The organism is Streptomyces olivaceus (assembly GCF_000721235.1).
Taxonomy (GTDB): Bacteria; Actinomycetota; Actinomycetes; order Streptomycetales; family Streptomycetaceae; genus Streptomyces; species Streptomyces olivaceus.
In genome coordinates, this window is the sequence record NZ_JOFH01000021.1 from 34,410 (window position 1) to 47,098 (window position 12,689).

9 protein-coding genes are annotated in these 12,689 nt (G+C 73.0%); 3 read left to right on the forward strand and 6 right to left on the reverse strand.

Features of this window, described 5'->3' with window-relative positions:
• Nucleotides 1–60: 60 nt before the first annotated feature.
• The 4 genes from IG94_RS0123470 to ssd all read right to left on the reverse strand — a co-directional run bounded on the left by IG94_RS0123470 (nucleotide 61) and on the right by ssd (nucleotide 4,634).
• Nucleotides 61–858, reverse strand: a complete 798-nt coding sequence (locus IG94_RS0123470; RefSeq protein WP_031040507.1) for a type II secretion system F family protein — start codon at nucleotides 856–858, stop codon at nucleotides 61–63.
• Nucleotides 855–1,754 (reverse strand): type II secretion system F family protein, encoded by a 900-nt coding sequence (locus IG94_RS0123475; protein ID WP_031040509.1) that lies wholly within the window; start codon nucleotides 1,752–1,754, stop codon nucleotides 855–857. Before IG94_RS0123475 ends, IG94_RS0123470 begins: the two co-directional genes overlap by 4 nt.
• A complete protein-coding gene (locus tag IG94_RS38820) occupies nucleotides 1,751–2,923 on the reverse strand; it encodes a TadA family conjugal transfer-associated ATPase (protein ID WP_043484388.1) in 1,173 nt (390 codons plus the stop codon). The genes IG94_RS0123475 and IG94_RS38820 overlap by 4 nt, the downstream gene beginning before the upstream one ends.
• 544 nt (nucleotides 2,924–3,467) lie before the next feature.
• Nucleotides 3,468–4,634 (reverse strand): septum site-determining protein Ssd, encoded by a 1,167-nt coding sequence (gene ssd / locus IG94_RS0123485; RefSeq protein WP_031040514.1) that lies wholly within the window; start codon nucleotides 4,632–4,634, stop codon nucleotides 3,468–3,470.
• A 661-nt stretch (nucleotides 4,635–5,295) separates the two neighbouring features.
• Between ssd and IG94_RS0123490 the strand changes: the two genes are divergently transcribed.
• Nucleotides 5,296–6,153 (forward strand): HAD family hydrolase, encoded by an 858-nt coding sequence (locus tag IG94_RS0123490; RefSeq protein WP_078892402.1) that lies wholly within the window; start codon nucleotides 5,296–5,298, stop codon nucleotides 6,151–6,153.
• A gap of 493 nt (nucleotides 6,154–6,646) precedes the next feature.
• Here IG94_RS0123490 and IG94_RS0123495 read toward each other — a convergent pair whose 3' ends face one another.
• A complete protein-coding gene (locus tag IG94_RS0123495; protein WP_031040520.1) occupies nucleotides 6,647–7,471 on the reverse strand; it encodes a Fic family protein in 825 nt (274 codons plus the stop codon).
• Nucleotides 7,472–7,582: 111 nt separating this feature from the next.
• On the opposite strand from IG94_RS0123495, the gene IG94_RS0123500 reads away from it, so the two are divergent.
• Nucleotides 7,583–8,563: an ATP-binding protein gene (locus tag IG94_RS0123500; protein WP_031040523.1), complete on the forward strand. Its 981-nt coding sequence runs from the start codon at nucleotides 7,583–7,585 to the stop codon at nucleotides 8,561–8,563.
• 52 nt (nucleotides 8,564–8,615) lie between these two features.
• On the opposite strand, the gene IG94_RS0123505 is transcribed toward IG94_RS0123500, so the two are convergent.
• Nucleotides 8,616–9,938, reverse strand: a complete 1,323-nt coding sequence (locus IG94_RS0123505; protein WP_052410820.1) for a polysaccharide deacetylase family protein — start codon at nucleotides 9,936–9,938, stop codon at nucleotides 8,616–8,618.
• 292 nt (nucleotides 9,939–10,230) lie between these two features.
• Here IG94_RS0123505 and IG94_RS0123510 point away from each other — a divergent pair, with 292 nt between their 5' ends.
• Nucleotides 10,231–12,651: a bifunctional SulP family inorganic anion transporter/carbonic anhydrase gene (locus IG94_RS0123510; protein ID WP_031040530.1), complete on the forward strand. Its 2,421-nt coding sequence runs from the start codon at nucleotides 10,231–10,233 to the stop codon at nucleotides 12,649–12,651.
• The last annotated feature ends 38 nt before the right edge of the window (nucleotides 12,652–12,689 follow it).

The following is a 12,689-nucleotide window of genomic DNA, read 5'->3' on the forward strand; positions in this document are numbered from 1 at the left end:
CGTTGTGCCGCCGTGCCACTGCGTGCCGTTCCACCCGCCCCGCCGCCCCGCCCGCTTCCGTCAGCCGCCACCTCCCCCGTCGCCCAGTGCTCCGGCGGCCAGTCCGATGACCACCGGCAGTACGCCCACCGCGATGAACGCGGGCAGGAAGCACAGCCCCACCGGCGCGGTGACCATCACGGCCGCCCGGCGAGCCCTGGCCGTCGTCGTACGGGCCCAGTCGGCTCGGGCCTGGGCCGCGAGCCGGGCGGCTGGACCGGCGGCGGGCAGGCCCGACACGTCGGCCCGTTCCAGCAGCCGTGCCAAGGGCCCTGCTCCCGGAACCGCGCTCAGCCCGCTCCAGGCACCGCCCGGTTCACCCCCGAGCCGCACCTCCGCGGCGCCCCGCCCCAGCGCCTCACCCACGGGGCCGCCCAGCGCCTCACCCACCGCACGCGCCGCGGCCACCGGGCTCGCGCCCGCCGCGATGCAGGCCGCCAGCAGGTCCGCCGCGAGCGGCAGTTGACGGGCGGCCTCCGCGGCGCCGGCCCGGTCCGCCGTCACCCCGGTGGCCTCGCGCCGTGACCGCCACCACCGCAGCGCGGCCGCGCACACCAGCCCCGCCGCGACACCGGCGAAGCCCCCGACCAGGGCCCACCCGGCGCCCACCACGCCCAGTAGCGGCAGCCAGCCGCGAGCCGTTGCCCACGTCCGCGCGTACCGCGGCCTCAAGCGGGCAGGTTCGGACGCCAGCAGTCCGGTGAGCCGTCTGCGTACCGTGCGCTCCCGCCGAACACCCCCGAAGATCCGCGCCAGCCAGACGGCAGCGAGCACCGTCCCCACCACCGCCCCCAGCCTGTGGACGACCTCGCCGGTCATGACGCCGCCTCCGCTCCGCGGACGATCCGCGTCACCCACCACACACCCAGTCCTTCCAGGACTCCGCCGGCCAGCAGACAGCCCAGCCCGGCTCCGGTGTGCAGCAGCACGTGCAGCGGGTCGGACCCGAGGGCGACCCCCAGCAGCAGGCCGAGGACCGGCAGGCCGGCGAGCATCAGCGCCGTGGCACGGGCACCCGCCATCTGGGCCCGCAGGTCGGAACGCTGATCCCGTTCGGCACGGAGCGCGGCCTCCAGCCGGTCGAGCCCGGCCGCCAGTCCCGCGCCCTGGTCGACGGCCACCCGCCAGCAGGCGCCGAGGCCGCCCAGCCCCTCGGCCCCCGGTCGCCGGGCAGCCGCGGCGAGCGCCGCCGGGACGTCCCCGCCGAAGCGGGCCGCCGCCAGGACCGCGGCCTGCGCGTCCCCGAGCCCGCCGGAGTCCCGCGCGGCGCACATCAGTGCCTCGCCGGGTTGTCGCCCCGCCCGGACCTCCCCGGCGAGCGTCCCGCAGAGCGCGATCACCGTGTCCTGCCGGCGCTCGCTGGCCCGTCTCTCCCGCGCGGCCAGCCGCGTTCGCCGCAGCACGGGCACTCCGGCCGCCCCCGCGACGGCAGGCAGCACCGAGCCGCCCGCCAGGGCCAGCGCGAGCCCGGCCGCCAGGGACCACCACTCGGGCCGCAACCTGCCGCGGACGCGCCGCAGCCCGTCCGTCGTCCGGCGCTCCACGGGCCGCCCGGCCCCGCCTCCGAGCCCGGCCCGCCCGGTGCCCCGCTCGGCGAGCACCGCCCGCGCCCGTCGCACCCCGGAGTGCCAGCCGCCCGCCAGCCACGCTGCCGACCCGACGCACGCCAGCGCCACGCCCGTCGACAACTCACCGATCCACGCGGTCCCGGTCACCTCTGCGCCTCCCCTTCGGGGGTCCGCTCCGCGAGTCCCTCGCCGTGGAGAAGCTCCCGCAGGCGTTCCCAACCGCGTTCGGCCACGAATGCCTGCGCGCCCCACCGCAGCGCCGGTACCGTCCGGACCAGCCCCGACGGGTCGCGCTCCAGTACGTGCACCTCGGCGATCCGGCGTCTGCCGGTACGGTCGCGGACCAGGTGCAGGACGACCGAGAGGGCTGCGGCGAGCTGGCTGTGCAGGGCCGCACGATCCAGTCCGGCGGCCGTGCCGAGCGCCTCCAGCCGGGCCGGAACGTCGGCGGCGGCATTGGCGTGCACCGTGCCGCACCCGCCCTCGTGGCCGGTGTTCAGCGCGGCGAGCAGATGGACGACCTCGGGGCCACGGACCTCGCCCACGACCAGCCGGTCCGGCCGCATCCGCAGTGCCTGCCGCACCAGGTCCTCCAGGGTGACCAGGCCCGCGCCCTCCTGGTTGGCCGGTCTTGTTTCCAGCCGGACCACGTGCGGATGGTCGGGCCGCAGCTCAGCCGAGTCCTCCGCAAGCACGATGCGCTCATCCGGTCCGACAAGCCCGAGCAGCGCGCTGAGCAGCGTCGTCTTGCCCGTGCCCGTGCCTCCGCTGACCAGGAAGGACAGCCTGGCCCTCAGGAGTGCGCGCAGCACGCGGTCGCCGCCGGGCGGCACGGTGCCCGCCGCCGTCAGCTCCTCGAGCGTGAACGCACGCGGCCGGACCACCCGCAGCGACAGACAGGTGCATCCGACAGCGACGGGTGGCAGCACCGCGTGCAGCCGGGTGCCGTCGGGCAGCCTGGCGTCCACCCACGGCCGGGCGTCGTCGAGCCGGCGTCCGGCTACGGTGGCCAGGCGCTGTGCGAGCCGTCGCACGGCCCGGACGTCCGGGAAGGAGACCGGCGCGAGTTCCAGGCCGCCGCCCCGGTCCACCCAGACCCGGTCCGGCGCGGACACCAGCACGTCGGTGACCGACTCGTCGGCGAGCAGCGGCTCCAGTGGCCCGCTGCCGACCAGTTCCGACCTGAGCTGTTCCGCGGCGCCCAGGATCTCGGCGTCACCGAGCACCCGGCCCTGCTCGCGCAGTGCCTGCGCCACCCGCGCCGGTGTGGGCTCCGCCCCACTCGCGGCAAGCCACCGCCGTACGCCGTCCAGCAACCCGGGAGCCGGGGCCGGGTGGTTCCCCGGAGCTGTGCCTCCGGGAGGCCGGGAGGGACCCCGCCCCGGGTCGCCTTCCCGCCGCAGCGTCGGCGAGGCCCACCGAGGGACCGTCCCGGCCTCCGGCCCACGGGCCGCCGCCCCGGCTTCCGGGCCATGGGAGGCCCCCGGGTCTCCACCGACCCGATCCCCTCCCGCTCGCGCTCCCTCTCCCGCCGACTGGCCCGCCGCGGGTGCTCCAGGTGCCCCGCCATCTGCGCCCGGCTCTGCCGCGAGCACAGACCACTCCTCGATCCGCTCCTCGATCCGCCGCGCCACACTCACGCCACCGACCGCACGCACCCGGCCCACCAGCCCCGCCGTCACTTCCCCGGCCCCTGGACCCGCCCACGCCCCTCTCCCCGCGCGAGCAGTAGTCCTCACCCCAGCGCCCGCCTCAGCCTCAGCCTCCGTCTCCGCCCCTGCCCCTGCCCCTGCCCCTGCCCCTGCCCCTGCCGACATGCGGCCTTCCGCGCCCGCGCCGGGCAACACCATCCGCATCGCCTCACACCACCCCGTCCGTCTCGGCCAGCGCCCGCTCCCAGAACTCCCGGCAGAAGCGCGCCAACGGGCCACGCGCGGACGTACCTGGTGGACGCCTGCTCTCCGTGGCGCGCAGGAGCCCGGACTCGACCGGCACCTCACCGGCCAGGGGCAGCCCGAGCAGCCGGGCCACTTCGCGGTCGTCGAGCCCCGAGGCGTAAGGCCCCCGTACCGCCACACGGAGGTCGCGCAGGACCATGCCGACCGCGGTGGCCACCCGGCCCGCCGCCGCGACGGCCCGCAGCTCGGCGGGGACGACCAGGAGCCCGACGTCGAGCTGCGAGAGGACCTCGGCGACACCGTCGTCGATCCGGCGCGGCAGGTCGACGACGACCGTGCCGCCCCTGCGTCGGGCCGCCGCGAGCACCGCCCGTACGGCCGGCGGCGGTACGGCGACGCAGTCGCCCCGGTCCCAGCTGAGCACCCGCAGCGAATGGAGTTCGGGCAGAGACGCCTCCAGGGCGCCGCCTCCGACCCGCCCTCGTGAGGCGGCGAACGCCGGCCACCTGAGTCCGTCGGCGGTCTCGCCGCCCAGGAGCACGTCGAGGCCGCCGCCCAGCGGGTCCGCGTCGACCAGCAGGCTGCGCTTCCCCTCCCGCGCGGAGGTGACGGCCAGCGCGCAGGCCAGGGTGGAGGCTCCGGCGCCGCCCCGGCCGCCGATGACACCGACGGTGAGGGCCGGACGGCTCACGCCTTCGGTGACGTCGGCGATGCGGTCGACCAGCCACTGCTCGCCGTCGGGGAGCATCAGCACGTGGTCGGCGCCGATCTCGACAGCGCGTTGCCAGACCCCCGGATCGTCCTGGTCGCGGCCCACCAGGACCACTCCCCGTCTCCGCAGGGCTCCCCGGACGCGGCGCGCGGCGTCGTCCCCGACGAGGACGAGCGGCGCGGCGTCCCAGCCACCTCGCTGCGGATACGCCGCCGATGGCCCGGCGACGGCGCCGGCCGCCCCGGCTCGGTACCCGGCCGCCCCGGGCACCGAGTGACGCACCTCCGGTGTGGCGCCCGCCGCCGCGCACAGGCGCAACAGGTCGTCGAGGAGTTCGGTGTCCTCGGTGACGATCAGAGGCCCGCTCTGCCGCCCTCCCGGGGCGGGTGGCGGGTCGTGGGTGATGGTTTCGGACATGGTCGGTTTCCCCCTTCGCCGCGAGTCCGCGGCCGTGCCGACAACGCACGCCCGGCGAACAGATCCGGCCGTCGAACTCGGCGCGGCCCGGGCGCATGGGAATCACGGTGCAGCGAACCGGGAAATCGTGTGGATCTTGGTCCGAAACTGTGGACACTTTGCTGGTTGTGAATATCGCCGTCACCCATACCGGTGACTCGCACAGACCCTGTTCCACCCCGTGTGCGACACCCGCAGAACTGTCCGCGGAGCGGCCCGCAAAGCGTCCGAGAACACCTCCGGAACAGCCGCACGACCGGCCTCCCGACCGCCCCAGGACCGCCTTCGGGACGGGTCCCGGGCGAGGCGCAGGACACTATTCGCGGCAGGCCGGAGAGCGATATATCAGCTACTCTGCGTGACAGATGGCACTCCGACAGCGCGAAGGCCCCGCACCGGCACGGCGCGGAGCCTGATCACGACGAGAACGAGAAAACGCACCCGGACATGCGACGACCCCCGCCGGGGGGGAGAGCGGGGGTCGTCTCCACGGCCGACTCGGGGGGGGGAGGAGTCGGACCGGGTTAGCACGGTCGCGAACGATCCGTGACTTCCATGGTGTACCCGAGAGCCCTCTCAGGCAAACCCACGCGCCCCACCTTACGCCGAATGGGCTGCGCCTATGCTCAGGGGCGTGGATAACCACTCCTTGCCCCACTCCATGCCGCACTCGATGCCCCGCACAGCGGCGTTCTTTGACCTGGACAAGACGGTCATTGCGAAGTCGAGCACGCTCACGTTCAGCAAGTCGTTCTACCAAGGCGGGCTGATCAACCGCAGGGCTGTGTTGCGTACCGCATATGCCCAGTTCGTGTTCCTCGCCGGCGGCGCCGACCACGACCAGATGGAGCGGATGCGCGAGTACCTCTCCGCGCTGTGCCGCGGCTGGAACGTCCAACTGGTCAAGGAGCTGGTCGCCGAGACGCTGCACGACCTCATCGACCCGATCATCTACGACGAGGCCGCCTCCCTGATCGAGGAGCACCACATGGCCGGCCGCGACGTCGTGATCGTCTCCACGTCGGGCGCCGAGGTCGTGGAGCCGATCGGCGAGCTGCTGGGGGCGGACCGGGTGGTGGCGACCCGGATGATCGTGGGCGACGACGGGTGCTTCACCGGGGAGGTGGAGTACTACGCGTACGGCCCGACGAAAGCGGAGGCGATCCGGGAACTGGCCGAGTCCGAGGGGTACGACCTCTCACGCTGCTACGCCTACAGCGACTCGGCGACCGATCTGCCCATGCTGGAGGCGGTCGGCCACCCCCACGCGGTGAACCCGGGCCGGACGCTGCGTCGAGAGGCCCTCGCGCGCGAGTGGCCGATTCTCGACTTCCACCGGCCGGTACGGCTGAAGCGGCGGATCCGAAGGTTTCCCGTACCACCGCGCCCGGCACTGGTCGCCGCCGCCGCGGTGGGCGCCGCGGCGGCCACCGCCGGACTCGTCTGGTACGCGAGCCGGCGGCGGCCCACGGCGGCCTGAACCGGTCCCGCGATCCCGCTGACACCCGGCCACCGGCACCCGGCCGTCGGCGCCCAGCCGTCAGCACCCAGCACCCAGCACCCAGCACCCAGCACCCAGCACCCAGCACCCAGCACCCAGCACCCAGCAGTCTGCGTACTTCACCCGTGTATGAGTGCAAAAGTAAAGAAGTGCGGTCGGCACTTCCGCTTACCCGGAGCCAGGAGTACAAAGGAATCAACGGCCCGCGAGACCGAGGACATCCGAAAGGATCACCTTAAAGACGCAGTTGGCCCCACGGACCGAGCACGAACACCGGGTACCCACGCGACGTCGACCCGTCGATTACGGGCCAGCCGCACCAGGTGACGGGCAGAGATCCCGACCTGATGGGCGACACAACGAGGACGCCTGGTAACCCGGTGGTCGTGCCAGCGGCGGTACGAGCGTTCGTACCGCCGCATTTCTTCCCCTGGAGGCCGCTTCTCCCGCTTCGCGCGCGCCGCCCGCCCGCCTACGCCGCGCCGCGTTGGAGCGCCTCGCAGACCGCCGTGGACTCGCGGGCGCCCAGCGCGACCGCCCTGCCGCAGTGGGCGATCCAGGCCGCCATGCCCTCCGGGGTCCCGGAGACATAGCCGTCGAGCGCCTCCAGGTAGGCCGCCGGGCCCAGTTCCGCGTATCCGACCTCGGCCGGGCAGACCGACTTGGGGTCCAGGCCGCTGCCGACCAGAACGATGCGCTCGGCCGCGCGCGCGACGAGGCCGTTGTGGGAGGTGAAGGGCCGCAGGGTCAGGAGTTCGCCGTGCACGACGGCGGCCGTCACCAGCGCGGGCGCGGAACCGCCCGCCGCGACCAGTGCGGCCAGGCCGTCCAGCCGGCCGTGCGCCTCCCCGGCGTCGGGCAGCGGGAGCCCGACGAGCGGTTCGTCGACGGGCTCGCCCGCCCGACGGGGACGCCCCACCCGCTCGTCCTTGTCCGCGGCGGCCACGAGGTGCAGCCGGGCCAGCACCCGCAGCGGCGACTGGCGCCAGATGGACAGCAGTTGCCCCGCCTCGGCGGTCAGCCGCAGCGCAGCACCCACCGCGCGCGCCTCGTCGTCACCGCTGAAGTCGGTGCGCCTGCGCACCTCCTCCAGGGCCCAGTCCGCCCCGGACAGCGCCGCGGAGCCCCGGGCGCCGCGCAGCGCCGCCTCGGAGGTGATCTCGTTGCTGCGGCGCCGCATGATCCGGTGACCGTAGACCCGGTCCACGGCCTTGCGCACGGACTCCACGGACTCGGCCACGCCGGGCAGGGCGCCCAGGGCCGCGAGCGGATCGGCGGTCGCGCCTGTCGTACTCATGAGTACGACCCTACGCACCGGCGCGGCACGCCCCACGATTGAGTGGTCTTCCTCACGTATCACCGGACTCCGCTGCCACCTACAGCTATCGCGCCACTACGCTTGGTGAACATGAAAATTGCTTTCGTCGGGAAGGGCGGCAGCGGCAAGACCACCCTGTCCTCCCTGTTCGTCCGCCATCTCGCCGCGACCGGCGCGCCCGTCGTCGCGATCGACGCCGACATCAACCAGCACCTGGGCGCCGCGCTGGGCCTCGACGAGGCGGAGGCGTCCGGACTTCCCGCGCTGGGCGAGCACCTCGGGCTGATCAAGGACCACCTGCGCGGCACCAACCCGCGCATCCCCTCCGCCCAGACGATGATCAAGACGACCCCGCCCGGCGCGGGCTCGCGCCTGCTGCGGGTGCGCGAGGAGAACCCGGTCTACGCCGCCTGCGCCCGACCGGTGGAACTCGACGGCGGAACCGTCCGTTTGATGGTCACGGGCCCCTTCACCGACGCCGATCTGGGCGTCGCCTGCTACCACTCCAAGACGGGCGCGGTCGAGCTGTGCCTCAACCACCTGGTGGACGGCCCCGACGAGTACGTGGTGGTGGACATGACCGCCGGCTCCGACTCGTTCGCCTCGGGCATGTTCACCCGCTTCGACCTCACCTTCCTCGTGGCCGAGCCGACCAGGAAGGGAGTCTCCGTCTACCGCCAGTACAAGGAGTACGCCCGTGACTTCGGCGTCGCCCTGAAGGTCGTCGGCAACAAGGTGCAGGGGCAGGACGACCTCGATTTCCTGCGCGAGCAGGTCGGGGAGGACCTGCTCGTCACCGTCGGGCACTCGGACTGGGTGCGCGCCATGGAGAAGGGCCGCCCGCCGCGGTTCGAGCTCCTGGAGGACGCCAACGCCCGTGCGCTGCGCGCCCTGCACACGGCCGTCGACGGGACCTACCCGCTGCGGGACTGGCCGCGGTACACGCGGCAGATGGTCCACTTCCACCTGAAGAACGCCCGGAGCTGGGGCAACGAGCGCACCGGGGCCGACCTGGCGGCGCAGGTCGACCCCGGTTTCGTCCTCGGCGAGGAGGCCACCGCCCCCGCGTGACCGCTCCGGGGCCCTGCTGGATTCTGCTGGATCCCGCTGGACCGGGGTTGAGCTACTGCTTGGCGGCCGGCGCCCCGGGTACTCCCTTGGGCGCCGGGGCGGGCGCGGCCGACAGGAAGGACGGCCAGCCCTTCTTGGGGGCCTCGCCGACGCCGAGGGTGCGCAGCTGCTTCAGGACCTTCGGGTCCTGGGCGTCGAGCCAGTCGGCGAGCTGCCGGAAGGAGACGCAGCGCACGTCCTTCTTGTTGCACACCGTCTCGACGACCTCCTCGACGGCGCGCATGTAGGTGCCGCCGTTCCAGGACTCGAAGTGGTTGCCGATGATCAGCGGCGCGCGGTTGCCGTCGTAGGCCCGCTGGAAGCCCTTGAGCAGGCTGTCACGCATCTGGTCGCCCCAGAACTCCCGCTTGTCGGGGTCACCCTGGGTGGCCGTGCCCGACTGGTTGACCATGTAGTTGTAGTCCATGGTGAGCTGCTCGTAGGAGTGCCCGGGGAACGGCACGAGCTGCATGGACAGGTCCCACAGGCCCTCCTTCTTCGACGGCCAGACCTGGTTGTTCACCCCGCTGCTGTCGTAGCGGAAGCCCATCTCGCCGGCGGCCTTGACGAAGTTCTTCTGACCCTCGAGACACGGGGTGCGGGCGCCGATCAGCTCCTTGTCGTAGTCGAAGGGCAGCGGCGCCGCGTTCTTCAGTCCGGTGTTGGTCTTCCAGGTCTTCACGAACTGCTTGGCCTGGCTGATCTCCTCCTTCCACTCCTCGACGGACCACTCGCCGACACCGCCGCCCGCGCCGCAGAAGTGGCCGTTGAAGTGGGTACCGATCTCGTTGCCCTCCAGCCACGCCTGGCGCAGCTGTGTGGCGGTGTCGGTGATGCCCTGCTCGTCGTTGAAACCGATGTCGGAGCGGCCCGGAGAGTGCTGGGGCGGCTGGTACAGGTCCCGCTTCTCCTTGGGCAGCATGTACACGCCGCTCAGGAAGTACGTCATCTTGGCGTTGTTCTCCTTGGCCACTTCGCGGAAGTGGGAGAACAGTTTCTGACTGTCCTCTCCCGCGCCGTCCCACGAGAACACCACGAACTGCGGAGGCTTCTCGCCGGGCTTGAGCCGTTCGGCCCGCGGCAGGTGCGGCTGGGCCCCGGTGTACGCGGTGGATCCGTCACCGATCAGCCGGACCGCGTTCTTCGGCGCCGGGGCCGCTTTCCCCTTCTCCTTCTGCGGCCCGTGCGTTCCTTCGCCGGACCCTGTGCCGCCGTTGGTCGCGCAACCGGCGAGCGACGCGGCACAGACCGCGGCGACCACGGCGCACGCGGCCGTCCTACGAGAGGCCGTCCTGCGGGAGGTTTTTCCGCGGGAGGCCGTCCCGCGAGTGGCCATTCTGCGGGTGGCGGCCATGTCCGCCCACCTTCTTCCTTCTCTCGGGCCGAACGCCGACGTTTCGACATGTCGGGTGCTGGGCCGGAACGTGCCGTCAGCGCCGTCAAGGTGACACGGAAAGGAGAAGGAATTAGTACGACAAGCCGATGAAATTACGCGTTCACTCGAATACCCAGGGCGTTACTCCATTCGCGCTAAAAGTCTATGCCTCTTCTTTACTCTGAATTACTCTCTATTTACTGAGCGCAATCACTGATCACTGAGCGCAGTCGCAGCCTGTAGGAGACGGCCCATGTCAGCCTGTGTCCCCGCCCCCGCCGATTCGGCCCGGACCAAGCACGTCCACCCACCCCACAGCCCGCCGCCCGGCCCCCGGCGCTTCCGCATCGCCGGCGCCGACGTGTCGGCGTCGATCGCGGTCTTCCTGATCGCCCTCCCCCTCTCCCTGGGCATCGCCCTCGCCACCGGCGCACCCCTCCAGGCCGGCCTCGTCGCGGCCGCGGTGGGCGGCATCGTCGCCGGACGGATCGGCGGCTGCCCGCTCCAGGTCAGCGGCCCCGCCGCCGGACTCACCGTGGTCACCGCCGACCTCATCCAGCAGTACGGATGGCGGACGACCTGCGCCATCACCGTTCTCGCCGGTCTCGCCCAACTCGGTTTGGGCTGCCTGCGCGTGGCGCGCTCGGCGCTCGCGGTCAGCCCCGCCATCGTGCACGGCATGCTCGCCGGTATCGGCGTCACCATCGCCGTCGCCCAGCTGCACATCGTCCTCGGCGGCACCCCGCAGAGCGCCGTGCCGGAGAACCTCGCCGCGCTTCCCGCCCAGTTGGCGAACCTGCACCCCGCCGACGTGGCGGTGAGCGCCCTGACACTGACTCTCCTCTTCCTCTGGCCGCGCCTGCCGGGCCGGGTCGGGCGAGTGCTGGGCAAGCTGCCCGCCGCCCTGATCGCCGTCGCCGCCGCCACCGCGCTCGCCGCCCTCACCGGTCTGCGCCTGCCCAAGGTGGACCTGCCCTCGTGGAGCAGCCACGCCCTGGCCGCGCTGCCCGACGGTCCGGTGCTCGGCATGGTCGCCGCCGTCCTCACCACCACGCTCGTGTGCAGCGTGCAGTCGCTGCTGGGTGCCGTCGCCGTGGACAAGCTGGTCGCCGCCCGCCCCGGTCTGACCGGCCGCGTCCGGCGCTCCGACCTCGACCGCGAACTGCTCGGGCAGGGCGCCGCCAACATCGTCTCGGGCTCACTCGGCGGGCTGCCCATCGCCGGGGTCGCCGTGCGCAGCTCGGCGAACGTGGCGGCCGGTGCCGTCAGCCGGAACTCCACGATGCTGCACGGCGGTTACGTCGTGATCGCCGCCCTGCTCCTGGTCCCCGCCCTGGAGCTGATCCCGCTCGCCTCGCTCGCCGCCCTCGTCATGTCCGTCGGCCTCAAGATGGTCTCGCTGAACCACATCCGCACGGTGACCCGCCACCGTGAAGTGCTGGTCTACGCGGTCACCACCGGCGGCGTGGTCTTCTTCGGCGTCCTGGAAGGCGTGGCCCTCGGCATCGCGGTCGCCGTCGGCGTCGCCCTGCACCGCCTGACCCGGACCCGGATCACCCACGAAGAGACCCAGGGCGGTCACCACATCCACGTGCGCGGCCAGTTGACCTTCCTCGCCGTTCCGCGGCTCAGCCGCGTCCTGCACCAGGTTCCCCACGGGGCGGACGCGGTCGTGGAGCTGGACGGGTCGTTCATGGACCACGCGGCGTACGAGACGCTGCAGGACTGGCAGAAGACCCACACCGCGCAGGGCGGTTCCGTCGACATCACCGGCCGCCGCCCCGGCATCCGGATCTCCGAACCGGTCGAGGTGGACGACTGCCGCTGCCGCCCCTGGACAGCCTGGCGCAACCACCAGTGCGAACGGCCACCGACCGCGACCGCCCCGCCCGACGCCGGCTCGCAGGACACGACCGGCGTGGCCGACTTGGCCGGCGGGACGGGCGGGGCCGGCCGGAGAGAGGGGACCACCACGAGCAGCCCCACCGATCTGGCGCGCGGCATCAGCGCCTTCCAGCGCAACACCGCCCCGCACGTACGCGGAGAGCTGGCCCGGCTGGCGCGGGAGGGACAGCAGCCCTCTCAGCTCTTCCTGACCTGCGCCGACTCACGCGTGGTCACGTCGATGATCACCTCCAGCGGTCCCGGCGACCTGTTCGTCGTACGCAACGTGGGCAACTTCGTGCCGCCGCCCGGCGAGGAGAGCGGAGACGACTCCGTGTCCGCGGCGATCGAGTACGCGGTGGACGTGCTGAAGGTGCGGTCCATCACCGTGTGCGGACACTCCGGCTGCGGAGCCATGCAGGCCCTGCTCAGTACCGAGCCCGGCGGTGCGCAGACGCCGCTCAAGCGGTGGCTGCGGCACGGACTCCCGAGCCTGGCCCGCACCCCCGGGGACGGGGACGGCGCCGGCGGACCCCGGCTGGCCGGACGCGCAGCCGCCGACACGGCCGAGCGGCTCTGCCTGGCCAACGTGGTCCAGCAGCTGGAGCATCTGCGGGCCCACGAGTCGGTGTCCCGGGCGCTGGCCGCGGGCGGGGCCGACGGGGGGCTGGAGCTGCACGGCATGTACTTCCACGTCGGCGAGGCCCAGGCATACCTCCTCGCCGAGGAGGCCGGGGAAGACGGGGAGGCCGTGTTCAGGCGGGTACTGGAGACCGACCTCACCGCCTGACGCCGGCCACCGGTGGCCGGCCACAGACGCCGGCCCAC

Coding starts and splice junctions, on each gene's coding strand:
- IG94_RS0123495 (WP_031040520.1), bottom strand. CDS start 7,471: ATGAGTACGACAGGCGCGACCGCCGATCCGCTCGCGGCCCTGGGCGCC.
- IG94_RS0123505 (WP_052410820.1), bottom strand. CDS start 9,938: ATGGCCACTCGCGGGACGGCCTCCCGCGGAAAAACCTCCCGCAGGACG.
- IG94_RS0123510 (WP_031040530.1), top strand. CDS start 10,231: ATGTCAGCCTGTGTCCCCGCCCCCGCCGATTCGGCCCGGACCAAGCAC.
- IG94_RS0123500 (WP_031040523.1), top strand. CDS start 7,583: ATGAAAATTGCTTTCGTCGGGAAGGGCGGCAGCGGCAAGACCACCCTG.
- IG94_RS0123470 (WP_031040507.1), bottom strand. CDS start 858: ATGACCGGCGAGGTCGTCCACAGGCTGGGGGCGGTGGTGGGGACGGTG.
- ssd (WP_031040514.1), bottom strand. CDS start 4,634: ATGTCCGAAACCATCACCCACGACCCGCCACCCGCCCCGGGAGGGCGG.
- IG94_RS0123490 (WP_078892402.1), top strand. CDS start 5,296: ATGCTCAGGGGCGTGGATAACCACTCCTTGCCCCACTCCATGCCGCAC.